Annotated in this window: 17 protein-coding genes; 3 read left to right on the top strand and 14 right to left on the bottom strand. The window is 72.6% G+C overall.

Annotation, left to right across the window (positions count from 1 at the left end):
* Window positions 1–155 precede the first annotated feature (155 nt).
* The 5 genes from ACQPXD_RS07870 to rimP form a co-directional block, all read right to left on the bottom strand.
* Entirely contained in the window at window positions 156–542 is a 387-nt protein-coding gene (locus ACQPXD_RS07870) for a hypothetical protein (RefSeq protein WP_432836242.1), read from the bottom strand.
* Between the two features lie 94 nt (window positions 543–636).
* On the bottom strand, window positions 637–3,744 hold the full coding sequence (gene infB / locus ACQPXD_RS07865) for a translation initiation factor IF-2 (RefSeq protein ID WP_432836241.1): 3,108 nt from the start codon (window positions 3,742–3,744) through the stop codon (window positions 637–639).
* Window positions 3,745–3,903: 159 nt separating this feature from the next.
* Window positions 3,904–4,209 (bottom strand): YlxR family protein, encoded by a 306-nt coding sequence (locus ACQPXD_RS07860; RefSeq protein WP_432843705.1) that lies wholly within the window; start codon window positions 4,207–4,209, stop codon window positions 3,904–3,906.
* A gap of 35 nt (window positions 4,210–4,244) precedes the next feature.
* Window positions 4,245–5,279, bottom strand: a complete 1,035-nt coding sequence (gene nusA / locus ACQPXD_RS07855) for a transcription termination factor NusA (protein WP_432836239.1) — start codon at window positions 5,277–5,279, stop codon at window positions 4,245–4,247.
* A complete protein-coding gene (gene rimP, locus ACQPXD_RS07850; RefSeq protein ID WP_432836237.1) occupies window positions 5,276–5,827 on the bottom strand; it encodes a ribosome maturation factor RimP in 552 nt (183 codons plus the stop codon). The genes nusA and rimP overlap by 4 nt, the downstream gene beginning before the upstream one ends.
* 429 nt (window positions 5,828–6,256) lie before the next feature.
* Between rimP and ACQPXD_RS07845 the strand changes: the two genes are divergently transcribed.
* A complete protein-coding gene (locus tag ACQPXD_RS07845) occupies window positions 6,257–6,985 on the top strand; it encodes a hypothetical protein (RefSeq protein WP_432836235.1) in 729 nt (242 codons plus the stop codon).
* Complete coding sequence (locus tag ACQPXD_RS07840; RefSeq protein WP_432836233.1) at window positions 6,982–7,413, top strand: ferritin-like domain-containing protein; 432 nt, start codon at window positions 6,982–6,984, stop codon at window positions 7,411–7,413. The genes ACQPXD_RS07845 and ACQPXD_RS07840 overlap by 4 nt, the downstream gene beginning before the upstream one ends.
* 314 nt (window positions 7,414–7,727) lie before the next feature.
* Here ACQPXD_RS07840 and ACQPXD_RS07835 read toward each other — a convergent pair whose 3' ends face one another.
* Window positions 7,728–8,432, bottom strand: coding sequence for a VIT1/CCC1 transporter family protein (locus ACQPXD_RS07835; RefSeq protein ID WP_432836231.1), 705 nt, complete (start codon window positions 8,430–8,432; stop codon window positions 7,728–7,730).
* A complete protein-coding gene (map, locus tag ACQPXD_RS07830; RefSeq protein WP_432836229.1) occupies window positions 8,429–9,286 on the bottom strand; it encodes a type I methionyl aminopeptidase in 858 nt (285 codons plus the stop codon). Before map ends, ACQPXD_RS07835 begins: the two co-directional genes overlap by 4 nt.
* A 52-nt stretch (window positions 9,287–9,338) precedes the next feature.
* Here map and ACQPXD_RS07825 point away from each other — a divergent pair, with 52 nt between their 5' ends.
* The gene (locus ACQPXD_RS07825; protein WP_432836227.1) at window positions 9,339–9,527 is read left to right on the top strand and encodes a hypothetical protein; all 189 of its coding nucleotides are present in this window, start codon (window positions 9,339–9,341) and stop codon (window positions 9,525–9,527) included.
* Between the two features lie 21 nt (window positions 9,528–9,548).
* Here the strand turns inward: ACQPXD_RS07825 and ACQPXD_RS07820 are convergent, their stop codons facing one another.
* The 7 genes from ACQPXD_RS07820 to ACQPXD_RS07790 all read right to left on the bottom strand — a co-directional run bounded on the left by ACQPXD_RS07820 (window position 9,549) and on the right by ACQPXD_RS07790 (window position 16,085).
* A complete protein-coding gene (locus ACQPXD_RS07820; RefSeq protein WP_432836225.1) occupies window positions 9,549–10,079 on the bottom strand; it encodes a Uma2 family endonuclease in 531 nt (176 codons plus the stop codon).
* Between the two features lie 20 nt (window positions 10,080–10,099).
* Window positions 10,100–10,819, bottom strand: coding sequence for a gamma-glutamyl-gamma-aminobutyrate hydrolase family protein (locus ACQPXD_RS07815; RefSeq protein WP_432836223.1), 720 nt, complete (start codon window positions 10,817–10,819; stop codon window positions 10,100–10,102).
* A 5-nt stretch (window positions 10,820–10,824) separates the two neighbouring features.
* Window positions 10,825–11,727: an LLM class flavin-dependent oxidoreductase gene (locus ACQPXD_RS07810; RefSeq protein WP_432836221.1), complete on the bottom strand. Its 903-nt coding sequence runs from the start codon at window positions 11,725–11,727 to the stop codon at window positions 10,825–10,827.
* Window positions 11,728–11,905: 178 nt separating this feature from the next.
* Window positions 11,906–12,601 carry a gamma-glutamyl-gamma-aminobutyrate hydrolase family protein gene (locus tag ACQPXD_RS07805; protein WP_432836219.1) on the bottom strand — a complete coding sequence of 232 codons (696 nt, stop codon included), beginning with the start codon at window positions 12,599–12,601 and terminating at the stop codon, window positions 11,906–11,908.
* Window positions 12,598–13,365, bottom strand: a complete 768-nt coding sequence (locus ACQPXD_RS07800) for a 3-oxoacyl-ACP reductase (protein ID WP_432836217.1) — start codon at window positions 13,363–13,365, stop codon at window positions 12,598–12,600. The genes ACQPXD_RS07805 and ACQPXD_RS07800 overlap by 4 nt, the downstream gene beginning before the upstream one ends.
* Window positions 13,366–14,721, bottom strand: coding sequence for an aldehyde dehydrogenase family protein (locus ACQPXD_RS07795; protein WP_432836215.1), 1,356 nt, complete (start codon window positions 14,719–14,721; stop codon window positions 13,366–13,368).
* 11 nt (window positions 14,722–14,732) lie between these two features.
* Window positions 14,733–16,085 carry a glutamine synthetase family protein gene (locus ACQPXD_RS07790; protein ID WP_432836213.1) on the bottom strand — a complete coding sequence of 451 codons (1,353 nt, stop codon included), beginning with the start codon at window positions 16,083–16,085 and terminating at the stop codon, window positions 14,733–14,735.
* Window positions 16,086–16,121: the final 36 nt, after the last annotated feature.

Below are 16,121 nucleotides of genomic sequence, written 5' to 3'. Positions count from 1 at the left end.
CTTCGAGCGATCCGCAGGCGAAACCGACCCAGCCGGAACCGAAACGGCCGGAACCGACCCGGCCAGAACCGAAACGGCCAGAACCGAAACGGCCGGAACCGAAACGGCCGAAGCCGAACCGGCCGGAACTGGACGGCGTCAGGCGACCATCAGCGTCAGGCGACCATCAGCGGCGGGCGGGCCACCAGCTGCGGCTCGGGCTCCACGGGCAGCGCGGCCGCGCCCGCGGCGGGCAGCGGGCCCCGGCGGCGCGGCTGGACGGCGCCGGAGCTGCCGCCGCGGCCGCGGTAGACGTAAAGGGAGTCGGGCGCCACCGCGTCCAGGGCGGCCACCACCGCCGGCAGCCGCCGGAAGCGCAGCCAGTCGTCCGCGTCGGCGAAACCGATCTCGAAGACGACCCCGAAGTCCTCCGACCGCCAGGCCCAGTCGCAGGCCCCGTGGGTCACGGCGGACTCGATGAGTGCGGCGCTGTGGGCGTCGCGCCACTGCCGTGCCGGGTAGTCCCCGTCGCGGACTTCGATCGACCACCAGGACAGGTCCATAGTGCGTCCGACGGTACGCCGCGGCCGGAGCGAAGTCGATGCCAAAAGGGCCGCGGACGGCAAGCCGTCCACGGCCCTCGGGGCTGTCCGAACATCAGGTGCGCGGCTTCTCCCGCAGCTCCCACGTCTCGATGACGTCGCCGATCTGGATGTCGTTGTACGTCCCGAGCGTGATACCGCACTCGAAGCCCTCACGGACCTCGGTCGCGTCGTCCTTGAAGCGGCGCAGGCCGGCGATCGACAGGTTGTCGGTCACCACCGCACCGTCGCGGATCAGGCGCGCCTTGCTGTTGCGCCGGATCAGGCCGGTGCGGACGATGCAGCCCGCGATGTTGCCGAAGCGCGACGAGCGGAAGATCTCGCGGATCTCCGCCTGGCCGAGCTCGACCTCCTCGTACACCGGCTTGAGCAGGCCCTTCAGCGACGACTCGATGTCCTCGATGGCCTGGTAGATGACGGTGTAGTACCGGATCTCCACGCCCTCGCGGTCGGCCAGGTCGCGCGTGCGGCCCTCGGCCCGCACGTTGAACCCGATGATGATCGCGTCGGAGGCGCTGGCCAGGTTGACGTCGTCCTGCGTGACCGCACCGACACCGCGGTGGATGATCCGCAGCTGGACCTCGTCGGAGACGACGATCTTGACCAGCGCGTCCTCGAGCGCCTCGACCGAGCCCGAGCCGTCACCCTTGAGGATGAGGTTGAGCGTGGTCTTCTCGCCCTGCTTGAGCTGGTCGAACAGCGTCTCCAGGGTGACCCGGCCGGTGCGCGCCGCCATCTCGGCCGCGCGGCGGCGGGCCTGCCGCTGCTCGGCGATCTGACGCGCGGTGCGGTCGTCGTCGGCGGCGAGGAACGTGTCGCCGGCGCCGGGCACCGAGGTCAGGCCGAGCACGAGGACCGGACGGGCCGGACCCGCGTGCGGCACGGGCTTGCCGTTCTCGTCGAGCATCGCGCGGACGCGGCCGTAGGCCCGCCCGGCGACGATCGAGTCACCGACGTTGAGCGTGCCCTTCTCCACCAGGACGGTGGCGACCGGGCCGCGGCCGCGGTCGAGGTGCGACTCGATCGCGATGCCCTGGGCCTGGCCGTCGATGGGCGCGCGCAGGTCGAGCGCGGCGTCGGCGGTCAGCAGGACGGCCTCGAGCAGGCCGTCGATGTTGATCCGGCTCTTCGCGGAGATGTCGACGAACATGGTGTCGCCGCCGTACTCCTCGGCGACCAGGCCATACTGCGTGAGCTCCTGCCGCACCTTGCCCGGGTTGGCCTCGGGCTTGTCGATCTTGTTCACCGCGACCACGATCGGCACGTCGGCCGCCTGGGCGTGGTTGAGCGCCTCGATCGTCTGGGGCATCACGCCGTCGTCGGCCGCGACCACCAGGACCACGATGTCCGTGGCCTGCGCACCACGGGCACGCATGGCGGTGAACGCCTCGTGACCCGGGGTGTCGATGAAGGTGATCGCCCGGTCCTCGCCGTCGTGGTCGACGCGCACCTGGTAGGCACCGATGTGCTGGGTGATGCCACCGGCCTCACCCCCGGCGACGTTGGTCTGCCGGATCGCGTCCAGCAGCTTCGTCTTGCCGTGGTCGACGTGACCCATGACGGTCACCACCGGTGGACGCACCACCAGGCGCTCCTCGTCGACGTCGGCGTCGAGGTCGATGTCGAAGCGGGCCAGCAGCTCGCGGTCCTCGTCCTCGGGGCTGACGATCTGCACGTCGAAGCCGAGGTGCTCGCCGAGCAGCTTGAGCGTGTCGTCGGTGCACGACTGGGTGGCCGTCACCATCTCGCCCAGGTTGAACATCTCCTGGACGAGCGAGCCCGGGTTGGCGTTGATCCGGTCGGCGAAGTCCGACAGCGACGCACCCTGCGGCAGGCGGATCGCCTGACCCTGCCCGCGCGGGGCGCCCGAGCCCATGGTGGGCGCGGAGAGGTTGTCGAACTCCTGTCTGCGCTGCTTCTTCGACTTGCGGCCACGCGTCGGCCGGCCGCCGGGACGCCCGAAGGCACCCGCCGCGCCGCCGCCACGGCCGCGACCGCCCGCGCCGCCGCCGCCCGGGCGACCGGCAGCGCCGGCACCCGCGGGCGCGCCGCCACCGCCACCGCCGGGACCACCGCGGAAGCCACCGCCACCGCCGCCGCCCCCACCGGGACCGCCACGGAAGCCGCCGCCACCGCCGCCGCCCCCACCGGGACCGCCACGGAAGCCACCGCCGCCGCCGCCGCCGCCGCCCGGACCACCGGGACGACCGGCGCCGCCGCCGGGGCCGCCACGGAAGCCGCCACCGCCGCCACCGCCGCCGCCCGGACGACCGGGACGGTCACCGCCGGGGCCGCCGCCCGGACGACCGGGCCGCTGGCTCGGCATCTGCGACGGGTTGGGCCGGGGGCCGCCCATCGAGGCCGGGTTGGGCCGCGGGGGCATGGAGGACGGGTTGGGCCGCGGGATGTTGCCCGGCGACGGCGGACGCGGGGACGCGCCGCCGGACACGCCGAACGGGTTGTTGCCCGGGGACCGGGCCGGCGGACGGCCGCCGCCGGGGCGCGGACCCTGGCCGGGACGCGGTGACGGGCCGGACGAACCGCCGCCACCACCGGACGGGCCGGGCGCCGGGCTCGGACGCGGACCGGGCGTGGGCGCGGGAGCACCGCCGCCGCCACTGCCGCCGCCGCTGGGCGGCTGCGGGGCGTCGCGCCGGGTGTGCTCGCGCTGCCGGGCCTGCTGGGCGGCCTTCAGGGCCGCATCCTGCTCAGCCTTCAGCGCGGCGGCACGCTGCTCCGCGGCCGCCACCTCGATGTCGTGCGCGCTCGTCGGCCGGACCGCGGGCGCGCTCGGGCGCGGCGGGCCGGGAACGGGGCCACGGCCGCCCCCGCCTCCGGAACCGCCGGGTCCTCCGCTCGCCTGCGGCTGGGGCCGCTTCGGGGGCGCAAAGGGCTTGGCCGCCGGGGACGGCGTCGGTCGTGGGGCCGTCGGTACGGGAGCCGACGACTGGGCCGACGGGGCCGGCGCAGGAGGTGCCGAGGGCGCCGGAGCGGACCCTCCACCGTTTTCGAAGCTCGCACGCAGCCGGCGCGCCACCGGCGCCTCGACCGTGCTGGATGCGGACTTCACGTATTCGCCAAGCTCCTGCAGCTTCGCGAGCACGGTCTTGCTTTCGACCCCGAGCTCTTTCGCCAGCTCGTGTACGCGGGCCTTGCCTGCCACTACACTCCTCACCTCGAGGCCGGGCGGCAAGTTCCGCTCCGACCTCACTCGTGCACTTGAAGCCTGGTCATCTCAGGGACTTCATCGTGTGCTCATGTCCGTCGTCCTACCTTGCGTGATCCGGGTGGGGCGTCGCGCTCCCACCATCGGCGGTTCCAGTCACTGCGCATGCTCCGGCTCCGTCACCGTCGCCGGAGCGACGGCTTCGGCCAGCGGTCCGGTGTCGAGGACCCCGGTGACGCGTAGAGCCCGCCCGAAGGCGCGCCGACGCTCCGCTAGCGCGAGGCAAGCCGGATCGGGATGCAGGTGCGCGCCCCGGCCCGGCCGTCTGCGAGCCGGATCGGGCACAGCCCTGAACTGCCCTGGGCCGAACTCGATCGCGACAAATCGCAGCAACTCGGAGGATGACGCACGCTTCCGGCATCCGATACAGGTGCGAACCGGCGCAGCCGGGATCGCGGGCATGCCAGCCGGGGGCGTGCGACGTACCGTCAAGAAGTCTACCCTGCACTTTCGGCGCGCGCCGCGCCCGGTCCGGTGACGTGATCGACGTTGCCATCCGCGGCATTGTCGGGTCTGATGTCGATCCGCCATCCCGTGAGCCGCGCGGCGAGCCGCGCGTTCTGGCCCTCTCTGCCGATGGCCAGGGAAAGCTGGAAGTCCGGGACCGTCACCCGGGCCGCCCGGTTGGCCGCGTCGACGACCTCGACGTTGAGCGCTTTGGCGGGAGAAAGGGCATTTCCGACAAATTGCGCGGGATCATCCGACCAGTCGATGATATCGATCTTTTCGCCGTGCAATTCGCTCATGACGGCCCGAACCCGCTGCCCCATTGGGCCGATGCACGCCCCCTTGGCGTTCACCCCGGCCACCGTCGACCGCACAGCGATCTTGGTCCGATGTCCGGCTTCACGGGCGATTGCCGCGATTTCGACGGTACCGTCGGCAATCTCCGGAACTTCCAATGCGAACAGCCGCTTCACCAGATTCGGGTGCGACCGCGACAGCGTGACCTGCGGTCCGCGGAAGCCCTTGGCCACGTGCACCACGATCGCCTTGATCCGCTGACCGTGCTCGTAGCGCTCGCCGGGCACCTGCTCGGCCGCGGGCAGCATGCCTTCGATCTTGCCCAGATCGATGGTGACGATGCCCTTCTCGGCCCGCGCCTCGTGGGCCTGGATCACGCCCGTGACCAGGTCGCCGTCGCGGCCGACGTATTCGCCGAAGTGCGCCTCGTCGGTCGCCTCGCGCAGCCGCTGCAGGATGACCTGCTTGGCGGTCATCGCCGCGATCCGGCCGAAGTCGTGCGGGGTGTCGTCGTACTCGCGGATGATGGCGCCGTCCTCGTCGACGTCCTGGGCGAGCACGGACGCCGCCCCCGTGCGACGGTCGATCTCCACGCGGGCGTGCGGGTTGGCCCCCTCGGTGTGCCGGTACGCCGTGAGCAGCGCAGTCTCGATCGCCGCGAGGATGGTCTCGAACGGGATCTCGCGCTCGCGCTCCAGTGCGCGGAGGGCCGCAAGGTCGATGTTCACTCCCCGTCCTCCCCTTCCTCATCGTCTTCTGCTTCGTCTTCTGCTTCGTCAAAATCCTGGTCGTCCGGGTCGGGCAGCTCGGCGAGGCGCTTGAGCTCCACCTGGACTCGGCCCGGCCCGAGGTCGCCGTAGGTGTGGGTCTGCCGGTCCCCGTCCACGTCGAGGGTCACTGCCGCGTCGTCGACCGCGACCACCCGCCCGGTCACCTCTTGCCCACCCGCGCGCACCTTCACCAGCCGCGCCCGGTTGCGCCGCCAGTGCCGCGGCAGCGTCAGCGGCCGATCGACACCGGGCGAGCCGACCTCCAGTTCGTACTCCCCCGCGATCAGCTCGTCCCCGCCGGCCTCGGCGTCGTCCAGCGCGCTGGAGATGCCCCGCGACAGCTCGGCGACCGCGTCGAGGTCCACGCCGGCGTCGCTGTCCACCGCGATGCGCAACAGATGGCGCCGGCCGACCCGGGTGACGCTGAGATCCTCGAGGTCGTACCCGCCCGCCGTCACGACCGGCTCCACCACCGCGAGGAGGCGCTGTCGATGCTGCTGGGCCATGATCGACACCCCTCCTTCAAGGCACCCGCTCGGGCGCACGGCTCAACGCCGCCTGCGTCTCTTCGCGCGGGCGGCTCGTGCAGAGCGTAACGCGAGGTGAGTCGGGTCGTCCCGGCGGCGCTCCGAAGGCCACCCGCCGGCGCCGCCGACCAGCTCACGCCCCCGCCCGGACGCGCCGACGTGGGGCCCGAACCCGAAGGCACCATCCGCCGGCGACAACCTGGGACCCGAACCCGGAGGCGCCGCCCGCACGCGGCAACCTGACGCGCCGCGGCCATGGCGGGCGTCATGATCACGGAGACAAACGCCCGGCCGGCCGGGCGTCACCGTGCGTTCCGGCGCACGGCGCGAAGGCACGGGCGCGGGTGGCTAGGGGCCGGGTGGCGCGGCGAGGTGGGTGCGCGGCAAAACGCCCGGATGGTGTTGACTATGCGCGTGCCTATCCGCCGACGCACCTTGCTCGCCGCTGTCGTTGTGGTGGCGACCGGCTCGGTCGCCGCTTGCGACGTGGGTGGTGGCGAGCCCGCGGAGTGGCACGGTGCGCCCGACGTCCTGCTGCCGCTGCTGTCGGGGACCGTCGCGCTGCGGGATCGGTATTCGGCGGTGCTCGACGCGTTTCCCGGCCTGCGGGACCGGCTCGGGCCGTTGCGGGACGACCATGCGCAGCATGTGATCGCGCTGGCGCGGGAGATCGGGCTGCCCGAGGCGGGGCCGTTCCCGTCCGTGACGCCGTCCGCCGGAGCCGGCACGCCGTCCGCCGGTGGCCGTTCGCCGTCCGCCGGTGCCAAGCCGTCCACCGGGCCCGGCGTGCCGTCCACCGGCGCCGGCACCTCCGCCGGGGCCGGCACGCCGTCCGGCGGTGCCAGCACCTCCGCGGGGACCGGCGCGACCAACACGCCGTCCGTCGGGGCCAGCACACCGTCTGCCGGGACCAGCACGCCGTCCGCGGGAACCGGTACGCCGTCCGCCGGGACCAGTGCGACGGCCGTGGGGACGGTGCCGGGCGATCAGGGGGCGGCGGTGAGCGAGCTGGTCGCGCTGGAGAAGCAAGGGCGCCAGGACGCCGAGGCGGCGTGCCTGGCGGCGCCGTCGTATCGGGCCGCGCTGCTCGGTTCGATCGCCGCCTGCCGGGCGGGCCACCAGGAGGTGCTGACGTGACACCCGCCGACGAGCGGCTCGTGGCGGCGCTGGAGGCCGAGCACGCCGCCATCTACGGCTACGGGGTGCTGGGGCCGAAGCTGGACGGGGCGACCGTCGGGCTGGCTCACAACGCGGACAACGCGCACCGGGCGCGACGGGATGCGCTCATCGTGCGGCTGGCCTCGGCCGGGGTGACGCCGCCGCCGACGGCCGCGTCCTATCAGCTGCCGTTCGCGCTCACCGACCGGGCGTCCGCGCTGAAGCTGGCGGTGCTGCTCGAGGATCGCACGGGGGCGCAGTGGCGCCTGGCGTTGCCGGCCACCGACGGCGAGGTCCGGCGGATCGCGCTCGACGCGCTGATCGACTGCACGACGCGCGCGGCCGGGTTCCGCGAGGCGGGCAACCTGACGCCGCTGGTGGCCGCGTTTCCCGGCAAACCATCATAGGTACCGATAAATCCGGACAAAATGCCACGTCGGCGGCTGTGTTGAGCGCCGACAAAGCAGGCTGAACCGGACGGCGAACCGATACTCCCGAAAGCGTGCCACAGCAAGGGCGCAAGGCCCCATCGGGCTGTCCGCTCCGCGACGATCGATGCATCACGCCACGAGCGTCTAAACGAGAGGAGGACCCGATCATGCGCCGCACCGCGTGGGCCGGTCCGACGATGCAGCCGCGTCGTTAACGAGTACGCCGTCTCGTGAGCCTGCCGTCTCGGGGAACCACCCGGCCCCCGAGACGGTTCAGGGCTCCAAACAGCTCAGGCCACGAGACCGATGAACCGCCCGACCAGATAGGTAGCCCCGGCCGCCGCCGCCCCCAGCAGCAGCTGCCGGGTCCCTGACCACCACCACGCCTGCCGGGTGAAGCGGGCGACGAGCGCGCCCGCCGCGAACAGCCCCGCGCCGCCCGCGCCGAGGGACAGCGGCAACGACGCCGCCCCGAGCAGGTACGGCGCCAGCGGCACCAGTGCGCCGACCGAGAAGCAGACGAACGACGAGCCCGCCGCCGTCCACGGCGAGGGCACGTCGGCCGGGTCGACGCCGAGCTCCTCCTGCGCGTGGACGCGCACGGCCGCCTCCGGGTTCTGCCCGAGGATGGTGGCCACCTCGAGGGCCAGCGGCCCGGGCACGCCGCGGGCCTGCCAGATGCGGGCGAGCTCGGCCGCCTCTGCCTCCGGGTACCGCTGAAGCTCCTGACGCTCTTTGAAGACCTCGGCCGCGACCTGTTCGTTCTGCGCGCGGACGCTGGTGAACTCGCCCAGCCCCATCGAGATCGCCCCGGCGACCAGTCCGGCGGTGCCGGTGAGCACGATCTCGCGCGCGGCCGCGCCGCCCCCGCCCACGCCGGCGATCAGCGCGATGTTGGTGACCAGCCCGTCCATCGCGCCGAACACCGCGGCCCGCAGCCAGCCGCCGGAGACGTCGGCGTGATGATGCGCATCGTCCGCCGCCGGGTGACTCACGGCAGGGTGAGGATCTCGTACCCGTCCTCGGTCACCACGATGGTGTGCTCGAACTGGGCCGTCCACTTGCGGTCCTTGGTGACGACGGTCCAGCCGTCCTTCCAGATGTCGTACTCGTGGGTGCCCAGCGTGATCATCGGCTCGATGGTGAACGTCATCCCGGGCTCCATGATCGTGGTGAGCCGCGGGTTGTCGTAGTGGGGCACGTAGAGCCCGGTGTGGAAGACCTCGTTGATGCCATGCCCGGTGAAGTCGCGCACGACGCCGTAGTTGAAGCGCTTGGCGTAGGCCTCGATGACCCGCCCGATCGCGTTGAGCGGCCGCCCGGGGGCGACCGCGCGGATGCCGCGCATCATCGCCTCGTGGGTCCGCTCGACGAGCAGCCGGTCCTCCTCGGCGACGTCGCCGACGCAGAAGGTCTGGTTGGTGTCGCCGTGCACGCCGCCGATGAACGCGGTCACGTCGACGTTGAGGATGTCGCCGTCCTCGATGACCGTGGAGTCGGGGATGCCGTGGCAGATCACCTCGTTGAGCGAGGTGCAGCAGGACTTGGAGAAGCCCTTGTATCCCAGGGTCGACGGATACGCCCCGTGATCGCACAGGTACTCGTGCACGACCCGGTCGACCTCGTCGGTGGTGACGCCGGGCTGCGCGTGCTCGCCGGCCAGGACGGTGGCCTGCGCCGCCAGCTTCGCCGCGACCCGCATCCGCTCGATGGTCTCGGGCGTCTGCACATCGGAGCCGCGGTGCTTGGCGGGCCCCCGCTTGCCGACATACTCGGGGCGCGCGATCGCGGCGGGGACGTGGCGCCACGGCGTCTGCGTGCCGGGGGCGAGCGGTGCACGAACCTTCATGCCCAGAAGCCTAACGCGCATCAACACCCGGTGGTCTGGGTAACCCACCACCATGATCGACGACGACCGCATCCGCGCCCGGGCCGCCGAGCCGCTCCCGGAGGAGCGCGCGGCGGGCAGCGACGACTGGCAGGCCCAGGCCGAGGCCGTGCTGCACGACTCCGACGACCGCGAGGACTACCGGGAGACCACGCCCGACCTGCGCATCGAGCACCGCACCGCCGACGAGGCCGCCTCCTGACCCGGCCTCACCGGCAGCGCCCTACTGGACGAGGTCGCGCAGCGGCACCTCGCGGGTCTGCGCATACGCGCCGTCGCGCAGGGTGTGCATGAAGACGACGTAGCCGCCGGGGCCGGGCTCGACGCGCCAATACTGCGCAATCCCGGCCTGGGCGTATGTCTTGGGCTTCACGATCCGGTCCAGATCGCCCGAGCTCGGCGAGACGATCTCGACCGCGATGTCCACGATGTCCGCCGACTGCTCGTTCCGGTCCGGGTCGATCGAGCGCTCCGGCCGGAGCACGACGACGTCCGGAATGCGGTAGTTGAACTGGTCGATGACGACGCCGATGCCCTGGTACACCGTGCGACCCTGCCGTCTGAAGTAGAGGGCCAGGTCGAGGTCGACCTCCTGGTGAGCCGGGCTGGGCGGCGGCGCCATCAGGATGATCCCCTCATGCAGCTCGAACCGGAGGCCTTCGGTGGCGTCGATGGCGATGACGTCATCGAGCGTGAACAAGCCGGGTGGCCGAATCACGTCGGGGAGACTGAAGTACATCTCGGCTGTCCTCACGGCGGCGACGATATCAGAGATTAGGGCCGTGTGGCCACATTGTGTCGGCGGGCGCGGGCCGCCTCGATGAACGCGGCGAACAGGCGGAAGTCCGTGGTGTCCTCCGGGTGCCACTGCACGCCGACCGCGAACGTCTTGGCCGGGTCCTCGACCACCTCGATCAGATTGTCCTCCGGGCACCAGCCGGTCGGCACCAGCCGGCCCGCGTCCGCGCAGCCCTGGTGGTGGAACGAGTTGACGATCACCGCGTCGCCGAGAATCCGCGCCGCGCGGGAGCCGCGGGAGAGCCGCACCGGGTGCTCGCCGAACTTCGGCCCGCTGACCGGGCGGTGGTTGTGGTGGCCGAGCACGTCGGGCAGGTGCTGGTGCAGCCGCCCGCCGTAGGCGACGCACATGAGCTGCATGCCCCGGCAGATGCCGAACAGCGGCAGGTCGGCGTCGAGGGCGGCGCGCATGAGCAGCAGCTCGGCGGCGTCGCGCTCCGGCTTCACCTTGGTCGTGGCGTGCGGGGGCTCGCCGTAGAGGTCGGGGTTCACGTCGGAGCCGCCGGTGAACATGATGCCGTCGAGGCCGTCGAGGACGTCCACGTCGGGGTCGTCGGGGGTGACGAGCACCGCCCGGCCGCCCGAGGCGTGCACCGCGTGCACGTAGGAGAGCGGCAGGACCGCGGAGAAGGTGTCGTTGAGGCCGAAGCGGGTTTCCTCGGCATAGGTGGTCAGGCCGATGACCGGTCGCGACATGCCCCTCAACTTAGCCCTACGGGGGTGAGGTTGTGCAAAATGTCCATCGCTCGGGCTTCCGCCGCGGTACTGTCCACGTCCGGCCCGGCGATCTCCGGCACGAAGTTCAGGTCGTAGAACACCTCGGTGACGCCCTGCGTGCCGAGCCACGCGACGTCCTCGCGGATCCGCTCGTAGGACCCGGCCAGCAGGTCCCGGTCGGCCCGGAACGGCACGCCCCGGCACACGATGCGCACGGTGTCCGGGTCGCGCCCGGCCCGCTCCGCGCCCGCGCGCACCAGCTCGACGTCCTTGGCGATCTGCCGCAGGTCGTGCGCGCTGCGGCTGACCCACCCGTCGGCGATCTCCCCGGCCCGCCGCAGCGCGCCCGGGACGGAGCCGCCGAGCAGGATCGGCACCCCGCCCGGTTGCACCGGCTTGGGCGCCATGCGGCTCGGTGGCACGGTGTAGAACTCGCCGTCGAACGCGCTGACCTCGTCCCGCCACAGGGTGCGCAGCGCCGCGACGTACTCCCGCGCCCGCGCGCCGCGCCGCTCGCCGTCGCCGCCGGTGGCCGCGTACTCGGCGTCCGACCAGCCGGTGCCCAGCCCGAGGTCGGCCCGCCCGTCGCTGAGCACGTCGAGCGTGGCCACCTGCTTGGCCAGGTAGGCCGGCGACAGGAACGGCAGGTTGACCACCGCGACGCCGAGCCTGATCCGTTCGGTACGCGCGGCCGCGAACCCGAGCGCCACCAGCGGGTCGAGCACGCTGCGGTAGACGGGGTCGACCCGCTGCTCCACGCCGACGAGCAGCCGCTGGAAGGTCCAGAGGGAGTCGTACCCCAGCCGCTCCGCCTCCGCCGCCACCCGCCCCAGCGCCCCCGGCGTGGCCCACGCGCCCGACACCGGCAGTCCGAACCCGATTCGCATGCCCCGAACTTAGCGTCTGTTTCAGAGCTGAGGCGAGGCTGCGGCGGGCCCAGCTTCCGCCCAGCGGCGTCCCGCGAAAGCCCGGTTACAACACCGGTAGCCTGGCTTCCGCGGGCCACCACTGGACGAAACCTGGACTCCGCCTCGCTCTCACCCCAGCTCTGAAACAGGCGCTAATTCACATCGCGGCGACCAGCGCGGCGAAGGGGCGCACGTCGCCCGCCTCCTCCGGGTGCCACTGCACGCCGAGCACGAAGCGGCGGTCCGGGTCCTCGACGGCCTCGATGACCTCGTCGTCGGCCCAGCCGGTCACGGTGAGCGTGCCGGGCTTGTCGACGGCCTGGTGGTGGTACGAGTTGATCTCGGCGGCGGGACCGAAGACCGCGGCCGCGCGGGAGCCGGGCGCGAACGTCGCCGGGTGCGCGCCGTAGACGCCGGGCGCGGGCTGGTGCCGCTCGCTGCCGAGCAGGTCGGGCAGGTGCTGGGTGAGCGTGCCGCCGTAGGCGACGGCGAGCAGTTCCATGCCCCGGCACACGCCCAGCACCGGCCGGTCGGCGTCGAGGGCGGCGGCGAGCACGGCCAGCTCCCCCGCGTCGCGGTCCGGCCGCGTCCTGGTCGTGGGGTGCGCGACCGCGCCGTAGCGGGCCGGCTCGATGTCGGCGCCGCCGGCCAGGACGAGCCCGTCGAGGCGCCGGACGAGGGCGGCCGCGTCCGCGCCGCCGCCGAGGTCGTCGGGCGGCAGCACGACGGGGCGGGCGCCCGCGGCGCGGACCATCCGCACGTACGCCTCGGGCACCAGCACCGCCCGGGTGTCCCACACGCCCCACCGCGCGGGCTCGGCATACGCGGTGATGCCCACGAGCGGCCGGGTCACAGCGGCGTCACGTAGGCGCCGGTGATGCCGCCGTCGACCAGGAACGTCGAGGCGGTGATGAACGACGCGTCGTCGCTGGCCAGGAACGCCACCGCGCCGGCGATCTCCTCCGGGGTGCCGAAGCGGCCCATCGGCACGTGGACCAGCCGGCGCTGGGCGCGCTCGGGATCCTTGGCGAAGAGCTCCATGAGCAGCGGGGTCGCGATCGGGCCGGGGCACAGCGCGTTGACCCGGATGCCCTGCCGGGCGAACTGCACGCCCAGCTCCCGGGTCATCGACAGGACCGCGCCCTTGCTGGCGGTGTAGGCGATCTGCGAGGTGGCGGCGCCCAGCAGCGCGACGAAGCTGGCGGTGTTGATGATCGAGCCCTTGCCCTGGGCCAGCATGTGGGGGATGGCGTACTTGCAGCAGAAGTACACGCTGGTGCTGTTGACCTTCAGCACCCGCTCCCACGCCTCGATGCCGGTGTCGAGGATGGAGTCGTCGTCGGGCGGGGAGATGCCGGCGTTGTTGAAGGCGATGTCGAGCCGGCCGTGGCGCTGCGCCACGCCGTCGAACAGCGCCTTGACGGCGGCCTCGTCGGCCACGTCGGCGGCGATGAACTCGCCGCCGACCTCCTGCGCCGCGGCCTTGCCCGCGTCCTCGTTGAGGTCGACCGCGACGACCGTGGCGCCCTCGGACGCGAACCGGCGCGCGGTGGCCAGGCCGATGCCGCTGCCGGCGCCGGTGATGACCGCGACGCGGTCCTGCAGACGTGCCTGCACCTAAACCTCCGTGCTGAAGTAGACGTTCTTGACCTCGCAGAACGCGGCGAGCGCGTCCGGGCCGAGCTCGCGGCCGAGGCCGCTCTGCTTGACCCCGCCGAACGGGGTCCAGTAGCGCACCGAGGAGTGCGAGTTGACGCTGAGGTTGCCCGACTCCACGCCGCGGGCGACGCGGATGCCGCGGCCGAGGTCGCGGGTCCAGATGGAGCCGGACAGGCCGTACTCGGTGTCGTTGGCCAGCCGGATCGCGTCGGCCTCGTCGTCGAAGCGCAGCACCGACAGGACCGGGCCGAAGATCTCCTCGCGCCAGTGCCGGTCCCGGGTGGACCGTGCGGTGAGGACGGTCGGCGCCATCCAGTAGCCGGGGCCGCCGGGGGCGCTGCCGCGGAAGGCGACGGCGTCGTCGTCGACGTAGGAGCGCACGGAGGCGAGCTGCCCGGCGGAGATCAGCGGGCCCATCTGCGCCGACTCCAGGGCCGGGTCCTCGCAGCGGAACGCCCGCACCGACGCCTCCAGCCGGGCCATGAACTCGTCGTAGATGGCGGCCTGCACCAGCAGGCGCGACCGCGCGCAGCAGTCCTGGCCGGCGTTGTCGAAGACGGAGGCGGGCGCGGACGCGGCGGCCTTGTCGAGGTCGGCGTCGGCGAAGACGATGTTCGCGCTCTTGCCGCCGAGCTCCAGGGTCACCCGCTTCACCTGCTCGGCGCAGCCGGCCATGATGCGCTTGCCGACCTCGGTGGACCCGGTGAAGCAGACCTTGCGGACCAGCGGGTGGGTGACGAAGCGCTGGCCCACGACGGAGCCTTTGCCCGGCAGTACCGTGAAAACGCCTTCGGGCAGGCCGGCCTCCAGGGCCAGCTCGCCGAGCCGGATCGCGGTCAGCGGGGTCAGCTCGGCGGGCTTGAGCACGACCGTGTTGCCGGCCGCGAGGGCGGGCGCGAAGCCCCAGCCGGCGATCGGCATCGGGAAGTTCCAGGGGACGATGACGCCGACGACGCCGAGCGGCTCGTAGAAGGTGACGTCGAGCCCGCCCGGGACGGGGATCTGGCGGCCGCTGAGCCGCTCGGGGGCGCCGGCGTAGTAGTCGAGGACGTCGCGGACGTTGCCGGCCTCCCAGCGGGCGTTGCCGATGGTGTGGCCGGCGTTGCGGACCTCGAGCCGGGCGAGCTCCTCGTTGTGGGCGTCGACCACGGCGGCGAAGCGGCGCAGCAGCCGGGCCCGGTCGCCGGGCGCGACCGCGCGCCAGGCCCCGAAGGCGGCGTGGGCGCGCTCGACGGCGGCGTCGGTCTCCTCCTCGCCGAGCGACGGGACCGAGGCCACGACCTCCTCGGTCACCGGCGAAATGACGTCGTGCATGGACAGACCTTTCAGAGGCGTTCGAAGCCCCGCATGAGTTCCCAGTCGGTGACCGCCGCGTCGAACGCCGCCAGCTCGATGCGGGCCATGTTGGCGTAGTGCGCGACGACGTCGGCGCCGAACGCCTCGCGGGCGGCCTCGCTGGCCTCCCACAGGGCGAGCGCCTCGCGCAGGGTGGCGGGCACCCGCGGCGCCGCGGCGTCGTCGTAGGCGTTGCCGGTGTAGACGTCCTCGAGCGGCAGCTCGCGGCGGATGCCGTAGAGGGCGCCGGCGGTCATCGCGGCGATCGCCAGATACGGGTTCACGTCGGCGCCGGGCACCCGGTTCTCGACGCGCATGGACGCGCCGTGGCCGACCAGGCGCAGCGAGCAGGTGCGGTTGTCCAGGCCCCAGCGCACCGCGGTCGGGGCGAAGGAGCCGGCCTGGAAGCGCTTGTAGGAGTTGATGTTCGGCGCGTAGAAGAGGGTGAACTCGCGCAGCGTGGCGAGGATGCCGGCCATGGCGCTGCGGAAGACGGGCGAGACGCCGTGCTCGCCGTCGCCGGCCACGGCGGGGCGGCCGTCGGCGGCCGAGCGCAGCGAGAAGTGGATGTGGCAGGAGTTGCCCTCCCGCGCGTTGGGCTTGGCCATGAAGGTGATCGACACGCCCTCCTGCGCCGCGATCTCCTTCGCCCCGTTCTTGTAAAGCACGTGCCCGTCGGCGTTGTGCAGCGCGGCGTCGTAGCGGAACGCGATCTCCAGCTGCCCCAGGTTGCACTCGCCCTTGGCGCTCTCCGGCACCAGGCCGGCGCCGGCCATCTCGTTGCGGATGCGGCGCAGCAGCGGCTCCACCCGGGCGGTCTGCAGCAGCGAGTAGTCGGAGTTGAACAGGGTCACCGGGGTGAGGTCGCGGTACCCCTGCCGGAACGCGTCCTCATAGGACTGCCGGAACGCGACGAACTCGAGCTCGGTGCCGGTCCATGCGGTGTAGCCGGCGCTGCCGAGCGCGGCGATCTGGGCCTGCAGGATCTGCCGGGGCGAGGCGGTGACCGGGCCGCCCGAAAGCAGCCGCAGGTCGGCCAGGACCAGCGCGGTGCCGGGCTGCCAGGGGATGCGGCGCAGGGTGGTGAAGTCGGGGATCATCGCGAAGTCGCCGTAGCCGCCGGTCCAGGAGGACATCGCGTAGCCGTCGACGGTGTTCATGTCCACGTCGACCGCGAGCAGGTAGTTGCAGCCCTCGGTGCCGTGCGCGACGACGTCGGCGAGGAAGTGCCGGGCGTGGAAGCGCTTGCCCTGCAGCCGCCCCTGCATGTCGGTGATCGCCACGACGACGGTGTCGATCTCGCGCTCGTCCACGGCGATGCGCAGCTGCTCGACGGTCAACATGAGGTACCCCTAAAGGTCTAGAAAGGAACCATAAAC

This window comes from Dactylosporangium sp. CA-092794 (genome assembly GCF_050948465.1).
Taxonomy (GTDB): domain Bacteria; phylum Actinomycetota; class Actinomycetes; order Mycobacteriales; family Micromonosporaceae; genus Dactylosporangium.
Note: the sequence above shows the minus strand (reverse complement) of the source record. Positions and strands in the feature narration are given on the sequence as shown.